Source organism: Paractinoplanes rhizophilus (assembly GCF_042664765.1).
Taxonomy (GTDB): Bacteria; Actinomycetota; Actinomycetes; order Mycobacteriales; family Micromonosporaceae; genus Actinoplanes; species Actinoplanes rhizophilus.
On sequence record NZ_JBHTBJ010000009.1, the window covers coordinates 1 to 15,343 of the forward strand.

The window sequence follows — 15,343 nt, forward strand, 5'->3', positions numbered from 1 at the left end:
GTTGACCATGCTCGCAGCTCTTCACTTGTGACCATCCGAACTCGACACTCAGATGATCACCGAAGGGCTGCGAGCCCACATCTCCGGGGCGGATCGTCAACGCACCCCGCTTAACTTCGAAGAACCGGTATTACCACCATTTTCGCGGTTGACTGAGTTGTTGAGCATCAAATGGTGCCGCGAGAGCTACGCAGGGCGATTCGGCGGACCGGTAGCCGGTGGCCGCTGGTGGAGCAATACATCTGGGCGTTGCCCGGCAGGCGCAACTCAGCAAACCGGTTACCTGCCCGATCAATGCCGGTGGGTCCGCGGTCGGCAGGGCGGCGCCGCCGGTCACGACAGCGAAGTGGCCGCATTCCGGCGCACGGCAGCGTTCAGGTTCGCCGTGACTTCGGCGATATGTCGAGAGCGGCCACCGGGAAATCGCGCCTCGCCGTCTGGCGGCAAAGCCGCCGGGCGCTCGTCGCGATCAGCGAGAAACGCAGGTGACAGGCGCCTGCGCCCGCTGCTGTGCCGTCAGCACGGCAGCCGGGGCGCTTAACGGCATTCCCGCCGAGCGACAGACACCTTCCGTCGAATCATCATGATCCCCTCATCATGGTTGGTGGTGAATTCCGCGAGCTTGCAGTGGGGAGACTAGCGCAGGGTTACGAAGAAGTCCATCAATTCGCGAGTAGTGTTTTACATGGATCTTCCGGGTCGCTCGACAATTCGTCATCAAACGGCACGCAGTCATCTGCCATAAATCCGCCACCGTACCGATAGGATATGTATTCAGTCCGGGCGATGAATCTTGATGGCGTGGCCTCGGCGCCCTTTTGCCGGCCTCCCCGGCTGCGTCGCGTGCCGACCATTTTCGACCACGTACTGACTACCTCCTCAAACTGACCTAATCACTGCCGTGACCAGCAGTTACCCGACAACGCAATGACCCTGGATACCGGCGACGGATCCGCCACCGGTCAGCCCGGTACCGATCCTCGCCGATCCCTGGCCGGGAGTCCCGGTGCGGGGGCGGGGTGCGGCCGCGAAGGCGGACGCGTGCTGGGTGCCGATCGCTGCGGGCCTGACACCACATGGGCTGCGACACACCTACAAGACCATGATGATCGAGCTGGGTACGCCCGCGACCTTGCTGGATGCGCAGATGGGTCACGCCGACGGCTCGGTGCAGGCCATCTATTCCCACGTCACGCAGGAGATGACCGATCGGCCGCTCGACGGGCTGACCGAGATCTGGCGGGCGGCGCTGGAGGCTCGGCGCGGGCTGAGCCCGAGGTCAGCGGTCGTCGTGCTGGACCGGCTGTTGACGGAGCCGACCGGATGAGCGTCCCAAGATTTTCTCCCAGAGTTCTCCCGATGCCCCCTGTCAACGAGAAACGGGCTCCGCTCGTGGTGAGCGAAACCCGCTGTGACCTGCGTATTCAGTTGGTGGGCGATACTGGGATCGAACCAGTGACCTCTTCCGTGTCAAGGAAGCGCGCTCCCGCTGCGCCAATCGCCCTAGGCTTTCGCCGAGGTGGAGACGGGATTTGAACCCGTGTACACGGCTTTGCAGGCCGTTGCCTCGCCTCTCGGCCACTCCACCGAGTCGGCCCCGCACTAACCTGTGAAGGCCTCTCCGAGCGGACGACGGGATTCGAACCCGCGACCCTCACCTTGGCAAGGTGATGCGCTACCAGCTGCGCTACGTCCGCTTGTCGGCCGTGAGCTTGCACTCCCTGGCGACGGATGAAACCTTAGCCTGTCGCGCCTTGCCTTGCCAAACCGGGGTGCCTCGGCGCGTCGTCACAAGGGCGCGAGCTGCGATTTCGCGGTTGTCCACAGGCGGGAAAACTTCCGAGCGGGCCCGGGCGCCGCCGTGTTGGATGGGTCCATGAACTTCCGGCAGATCAGCGCGGTGGAGCGCACGGCGACGATGTTTCCCCTCCAGGCGTATGCGTTCACGCCCTCGCCATGGCCGGCCGAGGACGAGGAGGCCAACAGCCGGCGGATGAAGTTCTTCGAGTCCGCGGTGAGCCTGGTGGCCGAGGAGGACGGGCGGGCGCTCGCGGCGGTGGCGGCGTTCCGCATGCGGCAGAACGTGCGAGGCCGGGCGCACGATATGGCGGGGGTGGCCTCGGTCTCCTCGCATCCCTCGGCGCGGCGGCGGGGGCTGGTGCGCGAGCTGCTGAATCGGCTGCTGCGGCAGATGCGCGACGAGGGCTGCGCGGTGAGCGTCCTCTATCCGTTCCGGGCGGGTTTCTATGCGCGGTTCGGGTTCGTGGGGATTCCGCGTCATCGCACGGCGTCGTTCGCGCCCGACGGGCTCGACCATCTGCTGCGCGCGGAGCTGCCGGGTGAGGTGGCGTGGTTGCCGATGAGCGAGGGTTTCGACGACTGGGACGGGCTTCAGCGACGGCATCTGCTGGCGCACCGGCACGGGTTCGCGGTCTTCGACGACGTGCGGTCGGCCGAGTTCCGCGACGGCAAGTATTGGGTGGCGGTGGCGCGGTCCGGCGGCGAGGTGGTCGGGGCGGTGCGTTACCGGATCAACCGGTTCGGGGGTGAGCTGGTCGCCGACCACCTGCTCTATGCGAGTCCGCTCGGGCGGGCGCTGCTGCTGCAGTTCTTCGCCCGCCACGTCGACCAGGTTTCGCGCGTCGTCGTGAAGGTCAGCACCGACGAGGTGCCCGAGCTGTGGGGCACCGACATCCAGGTGATCACCGAGGGCAAGGTCGAGCGGCCGAGTGATGGCGGGCCGATGGTGCGGGTTCTCGACATGGAGTCGCTCGGCGGCACCGCGGTCGGGCCGGGCGCGATCACGATCGAGATCCCGGGTGACGAGCTGGTGGGTGGGGTCTGGCGGCTGGAGTCGGCGGAGGGCGCGCTCTCCGTGCGCAAGGAGTCCGAGGGTACGCCGGCGGCGGCGACGCTCAGCGTGGGTGGCTTCAGCGCGCTGCTCTACGGGGTGCTCGACCCGGTCGAGGTGGTCACCCGCGGGCTGGGTGAGGTCTGGCCCGAGGCGGTCGCGACGCTGACGGCGATGTTCCCGCGAGAGATGCCTTACTTGGTGGCTGATTTCTGACGGGCGAAATGCGCCGTTGGGGATGGGTGCTGAGCGGCGAGCTGCGGTGTTCGGCGACGGGTTTACGAAGCGATGCCCTATTTGGTCGCGGCTTTCTGAGCGGCGAGGGCCTGCTGGAGGGAGGGGTCTTGCGGGGACGAGATCGCGGGCGCCCGGTTGCGTACGGCGTCCCAGACGGCCTTGCCGCTGGCGAAGTAGTCGCGGACGGACTTCTCGACCAGCAGCGTGATGGGGCAGTGGCAGCGGGCGACCACGCCGTCGGTGTCGATGCCCAGGTGGCGGCACAGGGTCACGGCGCGGCGTACGTGGTACGACTGCGTGACCGCCAGGGCGCGGGTGACGCCGTAGACGTCTCGGGCGCGGATGCAGGTGTCGTAGGTGTCGAGGCCGTAGGAGTCGGTGACGATGCGCTGGGCGTCGACGCCGAGGCTGGTCAGGTAGGCCGCCATGGCTGCGGGCTCGTCGCCGGAGCCGCCGTGGCTGTCGCCGGAGACCAGGATGACGCGGGCCCGGCCCGACTTCACGAGCTCGGCGGCGGTCTCGAGGCGGCCGGCCAGGCGCGGGGAGGGCGTGCCGTCGAGGGTCACCTCGGTGCCGAGGACGATCGCGACGTCGGCCGTGGGGGCGTCCGCCTCGTCGTGCACGTGGCCGTGGGCGGCGATGACCGTCCAGCCCCAGGGGGCGCTGACCAGTAGCAACGCGGCGAGGGCAATGGCGGCGAGCAGCAGGAGCGTGCGGCGGCGCGGACGGACGAGCTTCATGGCTCCGCGAGCCTAACGAGCCCGCGCCAGCGGCGGAGCGCGTGTGGACATGACCAGCGTCGGCGAAGCAACCACGGCCGAGCGGCCAGGAAGCGAGAAGGGCAGCCAGGGGCGAAATGGCCGCGCGATCAGGAAGCCGGACCGGGGAGGAACAGGACGGAGAGCGTGCCGTGGCACACGGCGAGGAGGCGAGACGGGCTGCCAGGACCGAGAGCGGACCGCGGGGCCCGATCAGTCGGTGCGGCGGGATTCCGGCGGGCCGACCGGGCGGTCGCCCAGCAGGGCGGCGCCCAGCGGGGTGATCGTGTGCAGCACCGCCTTGCCGGCCCGGCTGGTCTGGATCAGGCGGGCCTCGCGCAGGACCGACGTGTGCTGGCTGACCGACGCGGCGCTCACGCCGACCCGGCGGGCCAGCTCCGACGTGGTGCTTCCGTCGCCGATCGACTCCAGCACCGACGTGCGGGTCTGGCCGATCAGGGCCGCGACCGATCCGCCGTTCGCGGCGGGGCCCGTGGCCCAGAAGGCGGCCGGGTCGCGCTCCACCGGATACACCAGCACCGGCGGCAGCGTCGGGTCGCGGAGCACGTCGGGGGAATTCCAGGAGAAGTAGGAGGGAACGAGGATCAGGCCACGCCCGTCCAGCTCGATGGACTGCTCGAACGGGGTCTCGACCTCCAACACCGGGGAGTTCCACTGCATCATCGGGCGGAAGCTGTTCAGCAGACCCTCGACGCCGTGGTCCAGCAGCGCGCGGGCCCGGCGGGAGCGGTCGGCCTCGACGTGGGCCTGGGCCTCCGACCAGAACGGCGCGACCGCCACCTCGTGGTGGGAGCGCATCGCGCCGGCCACCCGTTCGAGCACCGTCCGATCGCCCTCGGCCAGGCGGCGCATCCAGCTGGGCGTCGGCTCGCCCAGCCGGGCGAGCTCCAGCATGTCCTGACGCAGGCGCGCGGTGGGAGTGGAAAGGAGGGCCTCTATCGCGTACGGGAGACCCAGCTGCCCCTCGGCCGGGGTCAGGAAGTCGGGGTAGTACGGACCGCGGACCAGCGGCATCAGGATGTCGAGGTCGGCACGGCGGACCGCGGGGACCACCTGCTCGCGCCACGGGCCGAAGATCGGTGTCTGGCCGGGGCGGGTCAGCCGGAACATCGTGAACACCGTTTCCCACATGGGGTCGGGTTCGCCGGCCATGCGGACTCGGCCGATGTCTTCCGGCGTGAAGTGGACGCGCAACACGTCGGCCCCTCCGGCTGCTTGCACTGAGGCAAGCAAGTTTATCCGGGCACGCGCCGACCACCCACCCACGCAAAGCAGGCAATAGCTGCACAAACACTGTCGCTGCGGGCAGGGCAAGCGGCCGCGCCCGTCGAGCCGCCGCCGCACGTGCCCCGCTGGGACGATCCCCCGTGTTGCCACCGCCACGGCGGACGGCTCGCCCGGTGGCCGGCTCGACCCAACGACCATCGCCGCCGCTCGGGCCGAGCTCAACACTTTTAACGCCAGGCTGAATTGTTAACAGACCGTCCTGTCACCTTTGAGGCACGGATGGGCCCGATGTCCGTGGCTGGCGGAGCCGTCAGCCCTTGCGCAGGCTGCACGGTGCAAGGGTGAAGCCGAGGCCGTGGTCAGCTCGCGGGCCACGGGGGTCGGCGTGGAGTGGTGAAGCCGGGCGCGTTGTCGGCTCGCGCGCCACGCGGGGGCCGCGGAGGGTGAAGCGGGGCGCGTGGGCGACAGGCGGATGGCGCGCTCAATATCATGGCCGGCGTGTCCACCGCGATGACCTATGCCGAATTCGCCGCTCGGGAGGCTCACGCGGTCTCCGACGCGTACGAGGAACTCGCGGTTTCGGTCGCCCGCGACCGTGACCTCATCGCCCGCCTGGACACCCTTCCGCCCGCCAAGCGTCAGCCGAATCTGCTTTTCGCCGCGGTCCGATTCCTGGGCGGGCCGGTCACCAGCGCGGCCGCCTTTCGCGAGTTCGTCCTCGCCCATTGGGCCGCCGTCGAAGCCGAAATGCTGACCCGGGCCACGCAGACGAACGAGGTCGGCCGCTGTGCCCTTCTGCTGCCCGTGCTGGCCGAGCTGAAACAGCCGCTGGCGCTGCTGGAAATCGGCGCCTCGGCGGGGCTCAACCTCTTTCCCGACCGCTATTCCTACCGGTACGGCGACCACCGCCTCGGCGCCGGCGAACCGGTCCTCGACTGCGCCCTGACCGGCCGTGAGCCGCCCCGGCGCCGGCCCGAAGTCGTCTGGCGCGCCGGGCTGGACCTCGCCCCGCGCGACATCACGAATCCGGATGACGTGCGCTGGCTGGAATCGCTGATCTGGCCCGAGCACGCCCATCGCCGCGAGCGGTTGCGCGCCGCCGCGGAAATGGTGAGGCGGGATCCGCCGCTGCTCGTCACGGGCGACCTGGTCGACGATCTGCCGGCCCTGGCCGAGCGGGCGCCCGAGGACGCCACGCTCGTCGTCTTCCATACCTCGGTGCTTTATCAGGTGCCGGCCGGTCGTCGGGCGAGCTTCCTTTCTCTCGTACGCGATCTGCCCGGTCATTGGATTTCGGTGGAGAATCCGACTGTTCTCGACTACGGGACGCTTCCGAACCCGCCCGGCGAAACGCTGTTCAACGTGCTCGCCCTCGACGGCCGCCCGCTGGCCTGGTGCCGGCCGCACGGCCAGGGCATGAGCTGGTTCGGCTCGGCCCAGACTTGATCGGCGGGGCTTGATCGGCGAGCCGGGGCGAGGCGTCCGGACTAGGTTGGGACCATGGAATATCGCACGCTCGGCCGCAGTGGCTGCGCCGTCTCCGCCCTCTGCCTCGGCACCATGACCTTCGGCACCGAGTCCGACGAGAAGGTCGCACACGCCCAGCTCGACATGTTCGCCGAGGCCGGTGGCACCTTCGTGGACACCGCGGACGTGTACTCGGCCGGCGAGTCGGAACGGATCATCGGGCACTGGCTGGCGTCCCGGCCGGCCGACGTCACCGAGCCCATCGTGCTCGCCACCAAGGGACGGTTCCCGATGGCGACCGACCCCAACGGCGCGGGACTGTCCGCCCGTCACCTCACCCGCGCGCTCGACGCTTCGCTGACCCGGCTCGGCGTCGACGTGATCGATCTCTACCAGGCCCACGCCTGGGATCCGATCACCCCGCTCGAGGAGACGCTGCGCACGCTGGACGGGTTCGTGCGGGCCGGCAAGATCCGCTACTACGGTTTCTCCAACTTCACCGGCTGGCAGCTCACCAAGGCGGTCCTGCTGGCCCGATCGCTCGGGCTGACCGGCCCGGTCAGCCTCCAGCCGCAGTACAGCCTGCTGGTGCGCGAGATCGAGTACGAGATCGTCCCGGCCTCGCTCGACGCCGGGCTCGGCCTGCTGCCGTGGAGCCCGCTCGGCGGCGGCTGGCTGACCGGGAAGTACCGGCGCGACCAGCGGCCGTCGGGCGCCACCCGGCTTGGCGACAACCCCGAGCGCGGCATGGAGGCGTGGGACCGGCGCGGCACCGCGCGCACCTGGGACGTGATCGAGGCGGTGCAGCGGGTCGCCGAGGCCCGCGGCGTGTCGATGGCCGAGGTGGCGCTGGCCTGGGTCACCGACCGTCCCGGGGTGGCGTCGACGATCCTGGGCGCCCGGACGACCGACCAGTTGGAGGCCAACCTGAAGGCCGCCGGGCTCCACCTCACCGATGCGGAGACCGGCGCGCTCGACGACGCGAGCGACCTGCGGCCGACCGATTACCCGTACGGCCCGCTCGGTATCGACCAGCGGAACCGGACTTTCTAGCTCCCGGGGAGGGCCGGCCCCGCTGGCGAACAGGGCCGGCCCAGTTTCCGAGGGAGCGTCGGCCTAGCCGAGCAGGGTCAGCGTGCGGTTGGCGTACGCGTTGAATTCGAAGCGGTAGCCGACCGCCCAGACCGAGCCGGATCCGGCAGCAGCGGCGCCGGTGAGGAACGGGTTCGACGACGCCGGGGCGGCCTCGCGGGTCCAGGACCGGCCGTCCCAGCGCAGGATCAGCGGGGCGCCGTTGGACCGGCCGACCGCGACCGCGGCCGACGACGACAGCGCCACCACGTCGGTGAGCTCGCCGCCACCGGGGAGCGTCGGCGTGGCCACGCGACGCCAGGATGTGCCGTCGAAGTGCGCCGTGTAGGGCTGCCGGCCGGTGCTGGCATAGGTCGACCCGACCGCCCACACGTCGCTCGATGTCCGGGCGTCGACGCCGGCCAGCGAGGTGCCGGACGCGGCCGGCAGCGTCGTCGAAACCCAGGCGTTGCCGTTCCAGTGCAAGGTCAGCGGCGTGAGCGGGGCGCTGTTGATGTCGGCGCTCGCCGAGCCGACCGCCCAGGCGTCCGCCGGGCCGGTGGCGTCGACCGCCGCGAGGCTCTCGTACCGCGCCACGGCCGGGGCCGCGGCGACATGCCAGGCGCCGCCGGTGCGTTGCAGGATCAGCTTGCGCCGGTTGATCGACGAGCTCGGGTCGACATAATTCCCGACGGCCCAGACCGTGCCCCCGGCGGCCGCGACCCCGTAAAGATTGTTCATGCTGGCGGGATTGGCGTTGGGGGTGGCTTCGCGGGTCCAGGCCGTCCCGTTCCAGTGGGCCGCCAAGGTCGCGGAGCCGCTGATCCCGGAGCGGACCTGGCCGACCGCCCAGACGTCGCCGGCCGAGATCGCGTCGACGCCGCGGAGCGTCTCGTTGCCGGGCAGCCCGGCGCGGGAGACGAAGCGCCAGGCCGTGCCGTCGTAGCGCATGGCCAGGGCGTGGAAGTTGCCGCCGGTCGGGGCATAGACCCCGCCCACGGCCCAGACGTTGGTCGCGCCGGACGAGTCGGCGCCGTACAGGTAGTTGTCGCCGGGCACCTCACTGGGGCTGGGTACGGTGGTCCATCCGGCGGCGTATGCCGGGCTGCCGGCGAGCAGCATGGCACCGGCGGCGATGAGGACTACTGGTGTGCGCATGGGGACCTCCCTGTCGTTATCCCATGTCAGTTGGAGCCCAGGCCGGTCATGGCGAGGAACTCGGCACGCGAGCGGGCGTCGTCGCGGAGCGTGCCGAGCAGCGTGGACGTCACCGTCCGCGCGCCGATGGCCTGGACACCGCGCAAACTCATGCACAGGTGCTCGGCCTCGATCACCACGCCCACGCCCCGCGGGCGCAGGTGGGTGCAGAGCCAGTCGGCCACCTGCTTGGTGAGCCGTTCCTGCACCTGGGCGCGGCGGGCGAAGAGCTCCACCACCCGGGCCAGCTTGGACAGGCCGAGGATGCGATCGCCGGGCAGGTAGCCGACGTGCGCGACGCCGACGAACGGCAACAGGTGGTGCTCGCAGAGCGAGCGCAGCGGGATCGACCGGGCCAGGACCAGCTCGTCGTACCCCTCGTCGTTGTCGAACGTGGTGAGCGCGAACTCCCGGGGAGTGAGCATCTCGGCGTACGCCTTCGCCATCCGCAGGGGTGTCCCGTCCAGGCCGGGCGCCGCGAGGTCCACGCCGACCGCGGCCAGGAACGCCTCGGCCGCGCGCTCGGCGGCGAGCAGATCGGGCTCCGTCCGGACCGGGTACACACGTTCCGCCATCGTCGTCATCCGCGGGGCTCCGTTCCAAGCAGGATTTTCACTAGCGCGAGTTTGCGTTAATGGGCAGCCTGCTCCCATCGGCGGAAAATTTCAATAGCGTTCGTTGGTGATATTCTGGCGACATGGAGGATCGGTGGAGCGCGGTCGCGGCCCTGTCCGAGCCGTCGCGCCGCGCGCTGTACGACTACGTCCGCCGCCAGGACCACCCGGTCGACCGGGAAGAGGCCGCGGCGGCCACCGCGATGACCCGCGCGCTGGCCGCGTTCCATCTGGACAAGCTGGTCGAGGCCGGCCTGCTGTCGGCGCACTACGCGGCGCCGGCCGGCCAGCCGCGCGGCCGGGGCCGCACGCCGAAGGTCTACGAGACGACCGGCGACGGACTGACGGTGACCATTCCGGAGCGGCGCTACGAGCTGATCGCGGACATCCTGGCCGAGGCGGTGGCCGGCGGCGAGGAGCCGGCCGCCGAGGCCGCCGCCCGCCTGGCCTACCGCCGCGGGCGAGACCTGTCCGCGGTGATGCCGCCCGGGCCGGACGTGCTCGGCGCGCTGGGCGCCCTGGGCTTCGAGCCGAGAGCCGACCGCGGGGCGGTCATCCTGCACAACTGCCCGTTCCACGCGCTGGCCGCCCGGCACACCGCGCTGGTCTGCGGCCTCAACCACGCGTTCCTGTCCGGCCTGGTGGACGGGCTCGGCGCGACCGGCGCGACGCCGGTGCTGGCCCCGCACCCGGGCCGCTGCTGCGTGGAGTTGCGGGGCGCCGGAAAGGCGGCCTGAGCGTCAGCCGCCGTGCTCCAGCCGCCGCCCGTTCAGCGGCTCCGGCAGCCGTACGGTGACCAGGGCGTTGTCCACCCGCCGGCCGGAGGGGCACGCGCTGCGCCTACGGCGAGAACGACCACGTAGACCCGGCCGAATCGGCTTCGCACAGTCCTCCCTTCTCGACCGGTCGGCCAGGTGGCGCGCGGAGCGCCACCTGGCCAAGGCGTCAGCCGGCGACGGACCGCAGCGGGATCGAAGCTGCTCGCAGGTCGCCGATCAGGTCGCGCAGGAACGGGTGCTCGTCGAACTGCAGGCCCGCCGGGTTCGGGATGGTCAGGTACGCCGAGTCGCCCGCGACCGCGACCGTCGCGGTGTCGGTGTACCGGCTGACCACGCTCCGCGTCCGGGCCAGGTCACCGGCCGCCACCTGGATGCGGCTCGGTCGCCACTCGCCGCCGAGGTTGGCCGGCGCCGGCTCGGCCGCCGCGGCCGCCCGCGCCGGGTCGACCCCCGGCGTGCGCAGCGTGGACGGCGCGCTCGCCGCCGGGTGCAGCACCGCGTTGGCGAGCAACTGCAAACCGCTTTCGTTGTACGCCCGGAACAGCGGGTTGAACGCGAACAGCACCGCGTGCCCGGCGCCGGTCGGCTCGTCCACCACCACCGAGGTGCCCTTGAGGGTGTCCTCGTGGATGGTGTAGCCGTTGTGCCAGAACGTGTCGCCGCTCGGGTACGTGACGACGTTCGTGCCGGTGGTGCTCGGGGTGAGGATCGGGTCGTCGTTGTTGAACTCGAAGTCCTCGGCGGGACGCCCCGACCCGACCGGGCTGCCGGTGTCCACGTTCACCCGCAGGTGCGAGCCGATCACCAGGTAGTCGTCCGGTTTGGGCTTCTCGGTGGTGGAGGTCAGGCCGGCCGCCCGGGCCAGGCGGGTGCCCTCGTTGCGCAGGCCGATGTAGGTGCGGCCCTGGGCGATCCAGCTCCGCAGGTTGGCCTGGCCGGCCGCGGTGAGGCCGCCGGTCGCGTTGCTGCCGTCCGGCACGAGCAGCACCGTGCGCTCGGTGAAGGCGGCCGTGTTGTCGTTGATGTCGGCCGTGGTCACCGGCGTGAGGCCGAGGCCCCACCGCTGGCCGAGGACGTAGCGGGCCTCGCCGTACGAGCCCGAGGTGGTGGAGATGCCGGTGCCCCGGAACAGGCCGACGTCCGGCAGGGTGATCGTTTCGCCGGTGGCGGGCCGGCGACTCGGGGCCAGGCCGACGCCGAGCGACCGGGCGAGCCGGTCGACATCCGGCGTGACGCCGGCGGCGGGCACGCGAACCGAAGAAGCGTCGCGGACGGCCGCGACGCCCCGGCCGAGCAATTGGAAGGTCAGCTGGGCGGCGGAGGCGGAGTCCATCGCGTACGTGTAAGAGCCGTGCCGCGGAGCAGCGCCGGTCCGGCCGCCCTCGATCCGCCTGACCAGCTCGGCCCGGGGCCGCACCACGTCGCCGGTGTACAGGGTGTCGATGCCCATCAGCAGCGGATTGCTCCACGACGACACGTCATAGAAGTACGGGAACGGGACGTACGGGTCCTCGCCCAGGGTGGCCTGGATCCAGTGCTTCTGCGGCTGGTCCATCGGGATCCAGTAGGCGCCCTCGGGGACCCGCACGTTGGTGCCGCTGCGGCCGCCGAAGACGCGCGCGTCGCGTACGACGAAAGGCTTTTTGATCTTGTAGACCTCGACGTCCATCCGGCGCAACCGTTCGACGAGCCGGCGGACGTCGCCGAGCTGGCGGCCGGGCATCAGGAAGTACGACCGGATCTTGATGTCCGGGACCGGGAACTGGACGGTGTTCTCCGGCTGGACGACCTCGTTGGGCTCGAGCGCGCCGGCCCGGCCCTCGGCGAGCGCGTCCGCCCAGGTCCGGTAGTAGCTGTTCAGCACCTCGCGCTTGTTGACGGCGGCCCAGCCGAGCGTGGCCCATTGCGTGGTGAACTGCTGCTGGACGCGGTCCTCGACGGCCGAGGAGCTGCCTTTCTCGTACGTCATGCCGGCCGCGCCGAAGCCGGTGGCCGGCACCGTGTCGCCGTAACCCATGAAGAACAGGTCGTAGACGTCATAGTTGAAGTAGCACTCGGTGGTGACGGTGGCCGTGCAGGCGCCGTTGTAGCCGAACGCGGCCTTGTTGGCCGCGCCGATCCGGTTGATCCAGTCGACCGGGGCGTCGGCGATCTCGTGGTGGATCGGGTCGGCGTTCGGCGGGAAGAAGTACCGCCGGCCGCCCATCTCGTGCGCGTCGATGAAGACCTGCGGCGGATACCGCCGGAGCAGCTCGAGCTTGCCGTCGGTCTCGGGCTGGGTGCGCGCGAACCAGTCCCGGTTCAGGTCGAAGCCGAACTCGTTCTGCCGCCGGTTCGCGTCCCGGCCGTCCGGGTTCTGGGTCGGCAGGATCACCGTGATCAGGTTGTCGGCGCGCTCCCGCACCGCGCAGGAGAGGCCGGCAGCCAGCTCGTACAGCGTCTTGAGGGCGGCGTCGGCGCCGCTCGCCTCGCCGCCGTGGACGTTGCCGGCGATCCAGACGACGGCCGGTTGGCGGGCGGCGACCCGGCGGGCCCGGTCGGGCCGCATCGTGCGCGGGTCGCGCAGGCCGCGGATCTCGTCGAGATCCACGTGCTTTCCGGCGACCACGGCGTAATCCAACGGCTGGCCCAGGACACTGGTGGCCAGCGTGCCGGTCGACACGCGGTCGGACGCCTTGTCGACCGCGCGCAAATAATCGCGGATCTCGGCGTTGGTGACCACCCGCTGCTGGCCGAGGCCGAGCGGGAAGCCGAGGAAGGACTCGGGGCTGGGCACGCCGCTCAGGTGGGCGGCGGGGTCGGTGCCGCAGGTGGCGGCGGGATGACCGGCGGCGATCGCCGGGGTCGCGGCCAGCGACGGGATCAGCGCGGCCGTCAGGAAGAGCGCCAGTCGTGGGAGTCGCATCGTGTCGTCGTTCCCTTCTGGGGAAGTCGAGGACCGTTCAGGACCTGCCCTGAGCGACTTGATCTCACCACCCGGAACGATCCTCATTGACTCGAAACGATCGACAGCCTATGACCTCGATTCGGCCCCGTCGATCGCATGACGCCGCTTCTATCGTTAGGGGTATGCCTACGCGATTCGGCGCCGATCGGGCCTGGGGTGAGCGGGCCGCCGCGCCGTTGCGGCGGCTGGCCGGGCGCGGCGCGCAACCGACCGAGGAGGAGTTGGTCGCGTTGCGTGCGGGGCTGATGCGACGCGACGAGACGGCGGCCGCGCTCGTGCGTGCGGTGCGTGACGATCCGGCGCTCACCATCGGCGACCTGCACCGGGCGCTCGCCGCCGGGATCGACGCCGACGTGCCCGAGCCGGTGAAGCTGTTCTTCGACGCGGTCCGGGACCGCCCGTCGTGGGTGGACGACCGGCTGCTGGCGCGCGGGGCGCGGGCCTGCCGGGCGTACGGGATGGATGCCGGCCTGGTCCTCGCCTACGGCTCGCTGCTCGGGGGTTATCGCACCGCCGCGGCTCTCGAGCCGCTGGTCCGCACCGGGCGCCTCACCGGCGGCGAGACGCTGCGCCGGATCAAGGAGACCTCGCTGTGGTGGCGCGCGGTGACCGCCCCCGGCGGCCTGGACACCGACGGTGAGGGGTTCCGGCTCACCCTGCACGTGCGGGTGATGCATGCGCTGGTCAACGACCGGCTGGCGGCCGATCCCGGCTGGGACTGGGCCACCCGGGGCATGCCGATCAATCAATACGACCAGGCCAGCACGCTGGGCGTGTTCAGCACCAGCTTTCTGCTTCACTTGCGCCTGTTGGGCGTACGCGTGACGCGCGGTGACGCGCGGGCGGTGATGCATCTCTGGTCCTACATCGGCTGGCTGATGGGCGTCGACGAGCAATGGCTCCCGCACGACGAACGCCGGGGCCGCCGCCTGCTGTACCACTTCCTCGCCTACGACCCGCCGCCGGACGGCAACAGCGTGGCGCTGGCCCGCGCGCTGATCCAGATGAACGACGACGTGGCTTCGGGGTGGCGGCGGGCCTACGAGCGGGAGAAGGCGCTGTCGGTGAGCACGTGGCTGCTCGGCCGGGCCGCGATGCGCGACCTGGGCCTGCCGCCGCGGCTGCCGTGGTACGGGCTGGCGCGGGTGATGGCCAATCTGGTGGTGAGCCAGGGGGTGGGACGGTTGCCGGGTGGGCGGGCGCTGTTGCTCGCACGCTCCGAACGGCAGGCGGCGGCGCAGTTCGCGCGCTGGGCGGACCAACGCGTCTGAGCCGTGCGATGACGGAGGCCGGCGCGGTGCCGCGGGCGCAGTGGGCCGGGCGTAGCGGTCGTGGGCACGGGGCGCAGTAGTGGTGGGCGCGGGCAGTGGGTGGCGCGGCGGTGGTGGGCGCGGGCGCATAGGCGGCGCGCAGCGGTGGTGGGCGCACTGCGGTGGTGGGCGCGGGCGCATAGGCGGCGCGCAGCGGTGGTGGGCGCACGGCAGTGGTGGGCGCGGGCGCATGGGCGGCGCGCAGCGGTGGTGGGCGCGTCGAGCGCGGTCGGCACGGGTCGCTGCGGTGGTCGGCGAGCCGTTGCCGCGCGGCCGCAATGGGCGCGAGACACGAAAGTCTGCCGATGTGAATGCGTCGGCGGTAACCCTTCCGGCACGGTTTCAGAAAAGGGGTGGATCACGCGTGGAACGACTCGTCCAAGTCGCTGGAGAACCGCTTTCCGGCTGCGGCCGACAATTTTGCCGAACCAGTTTCGGCCTCTCTTCGTGACGGCCCGATCCAGCTCGGTCCGCTCCGACTCGGCCGACCCCGCCTCGTTCCGCTCCATTTCCACCGGCGCCACCCCGGCCTGTTCGAGCCCGGCCTGCTCGAGCCCGGCCTGCTCGAGCCCAGCCTGTTCGGGTCCGGCCTGCTCGAGCCCGGCCTGCGCCGACGTGGCCGGCTCGGACTGGGTCTGCACCGCCGCATGCGGCCCGGACTGCGGCGGCGCCGGCGGCCGGTCGTTCGCCTGCTCGGGCGTTGCGGCCACGGGCGCCGCCGCGACCCCTTCCTGCCATGTGGCCCGCAACTCCTCGTCGCTGGGGAGATGGCCATAGAGGGAACGCAGCTTGCGGGCGTGACGTTGCGTCAAACCCCACGCGCGATGCCTCTGATGCTCCCGGCGGAATTCCTCGGCCTCGGCG

10 protein-coding genes, 3 tRNA genes and 1 pseudogene are annotated in these 15,343 nt (G+C 71.1%); 6 read left to right on the forward strand and 8 right to left on the reverse strand.

The annotated features are described in order from the left end of the window. Nucleotides 1-961: 961 nt before the first annotated feature. Nucleotides 962-1,327 (forward strand): annotated as a pseudogene (locus ACFQS1_RS40650) (tyrosine-type recombinase/integrase); the annotation flags it as partial. A 102-nt stretch (nt 1,328-1,429) separates the two neighbouring features. Here ACFQS1_RS40650 and ACFQS1_RS14945 read toward each other — a convergent pair. The 3 genes from ACFQS1_RS14945 to ACFQS1_RS14955 all read right to left on the reverse strand — a co-directional run bounded on the left by ACFQS1_RS14945 (nt 1,430) and on the right by ACFQS1_RS14955 (nt 1,697). Further along, nucleotides 1,430-1,504, reverse strand: a tRNA-Val gene (locus ACFQS1_RS14945). 13 nt (nt 1,505-1,517) lie between these two features. Next, nucleotides 1,518-1,588: transfer RNA gene (locus ACFQS1_RS14950), tRNA-Cys, on the reverse strand. A gap of 36 nt (nt 1,589-1,624) precedes the next feature. Further along, a tRNA-Gly gene (locus ACFQS1_RS14955) sits at nt 1,625-1,697 on the reverse strand. Nucleotides 1,698-1,876: 179 nt separating this feature from the next. Between ACFQS1_RS14955 and ACFQS1_RS14960 the strand changes: the two genes are divergently transcribed. Next, nucleotides 1,877-3,067, forward strand: coding sequence for a GNAT family N-acetyltransferase (locus ACFQS1_RS14960; protein WP_378968222.1), 1,191 nt, complete (start codon nt 1,877-1,879; stop codon nt 3,065-3,067). Nucleotides 3,068-3,144: 77 nt separating this feature from the next. Here ACFQS1_RS14960 and ACFQS1_RS14965 read toward each other — a convergent pair whose 3' ends face one another. Together ACFQS1_RS14965 and ACFQS1_RS14970 are read right to left on the reverse strand one after the other, a co-directional pair. Beyond that, a complete protein-coding gene (locus ACFQS1_RS14965; protein ID WP_378968224.1) occupies nt 3,145-3,828 on the reverse strand; it encodes a SanA/YdcF family protein in 684 nt (227 codons plus the stop codon). A 231-nt stretch (nt 3,829-4,059) separates the two neighbouring features. Beyond that, nucleotides 4,060-5,019, reverse strand: coding sequence for an ArsR/SmtB family transcription factor (locus ACFQS1_RS14970; protein ID WP_378968226.1), 960 nt, complete (start codon nt 5,017-5,019; stop codon nt 4,060-4,062). A gap of 564 nt (nt 5,020-5,583) precedes the next feature. Between ACFQS1_RS14970 and ACFQS1_RS14975 the strand changes: the two genes are divergently transcribed. Together ACFQS1_RS14975 and ACFQS1_RS14980 are read left to right on the forward strand one after the other, a co-directional pair. Then, nucleotides 5,584-6,540, forward strand: coding sequence for a DUF2332 domain-containing protein (locus ACFQS1_RS14975; RefSeq protein ID WP_378968228.1), 957 nt, complete (start codon nt 5,584-5,586; stop codon nt 6,538-6,540). Between the two features lie 54 nt (nt 6,541-6,594). Next, nucleotides 6,595-7,614 (forward strand): aldo/keto reductase, encoded by a 1,020-nt coding sequence (locus ACFQS1_RS14980; RefSeq protein WP_378968230.1) that lies wholly within the window; start codon nt 6,595-6,597, stop codon nt 7,612-7,614. A 63-nt stretch (nt 7,615-7,677) separates the two neighbouring features. Here ACFQS1_RS14980 and ACFQS1_RS14985 read toward each other — a convergent pair whose 3' ends face one another. Further along, a complete protein-coding gene (locus ACFQS1_RS14985) occupies nt 7,678-8,790 on the reverse strand; it encodes a hypothetical protein (protein WP_378968232.1) in 1,113 nt (370 codons plus the stop codon). Between the two features lie 26 nt (nt 8,791-8,816). Next, a complete protein-coding gene (gene folE, locus ACFQS1_RS14990) occupies nt 8,817-9,404 on the reverse strand; it encodes a GTP cyclohydrolase I FolE (RefSeq protein WP_378968234.1) in 588 nt (195 codons plus the stop codon). Nucleotides 9,405-9,526: 122 nt separating this feature from the next. Between folE and ACFQS1_RS14995 the strand changes: the two genes are divergently transcribed. Beyond that, nucleotides 9,527-10,180 (forward strand): helix-turn-helix transcriptional regulator, encoded by a 654-nt coding sequence (locus ACFQS1_RS14995; protein ID WP_378968236.1) that lies wholly within the window; start codon nt 9,527-9,529, stop codon nt 10,178-10,180. A 208-nt stretch (nt 10,181-10,388) separates the two neighbouring features. Here the strand turns inward: ACFQS1_RS14995 and ACFQS1_RS15000 are convergent, their stop codons facing one another. Next, nucleotides 10,389-13,127, reverse strand: coding sequence for a M14 family zinc carboxypeptidase (locus ACFQS1_RS15000; RefSeq protein WP_378968238.1), 2,739 nt, complete (start codon nt 13,125-13,127; stop codon nt 10,389-10,391). A gap of 164 nt (nt 13,128-13,291) precedes the next feature. Between ACFQS1_RS15000 and ACFQS1_RS15005 the strand changes: the two genes are divergently transcribed. Beyond that, nucleotides 13,292-14,440 carry an oxygenase MpaB family protein gene (locus tag ACFQS1_RS15005; protein ID WP_378968240.1) on the forward strand — a complete coding sequence of 383 codons (1,149 nt, stop codon included), beginning with the start codon at nt 13,292-13,294 and terminating at the stop codon, nt 14,438-14,440. The last annotated feature ends 903 nt before the right edge of the window (nt 14,441-15,343 follow it).

Coding starts and splice junctions, on each gene's coding strand:
- ACFQS1_RS14960 (WP_378968222.1), top strand. CDS start 1,877: ATGAACTTCCGGCAGATCAGCGCGGTGGAGCGCACGGCGACGATGTTT.
- ACFQS1_RS14965 (WP_378968224.1), bottom strand. CDS start 3,828: ATGAAGCTCGTCCGTCCGCGCCGCCGCACGCTCCTGCTGCTCGCCGCC.
- ACFQS1_RS14970 (WP_378968226.1), bottom strand. CDS start 5,019: ATGGCCGGCGAACCCGACCCCATGTGGGAAACGGTGTTCACGATGTTC.
- ACFQS1_RS14975 (WP_378968228.1), top strand. CDS start 5,584: ATGGCCGGCGTGTCCACCGCGATGACCTATGCCGAATTCGCCGCTCGG.
- ACFQS1_RS14980 (WP_378968230.1), top strand. CDS start 6,595: ATGGAATATCGCACGCTCGGCCGCAGTGGCTGCGCCGTCTCCGCCCTC.
- ACFQS1_RS14985 (WP_378968232.1), bottom strand. CDS start 8,790: ATGCGCACACCAGTAGTCCTCATCGCCGCCGGTGCCATGCTGCTCGCC.
- folE (WP_378968234.1), bottom strand. CDS start 9,404: ATGGCGGAACGTGTGTACCCGGTCCGGACGGAGCCCGATCTGCTCGCC.
- ACFQS1_RS14995 (WP_378968236.1), top strand. CDS start 9,527: ATGGAGGATCGGTGGAGCGCGGTCGCGGCCCTGTCCGAGCCGTCGCGC.
- ACFQS1_RS15000 (WP_378968238.1), bottom strand. CDS start 13,127: ATGCGACTCCCACGACTGGCGCTCTTCCTGACGGCCGCGCTGATCCCG.
- ACFQS1_RS15005 (WP_378968240.1), top strand. CDS start 13,292: ATGCCTACGCGATTCGGCGCCGATCGGGCCTGGGGTGAGCGGGCCGCC.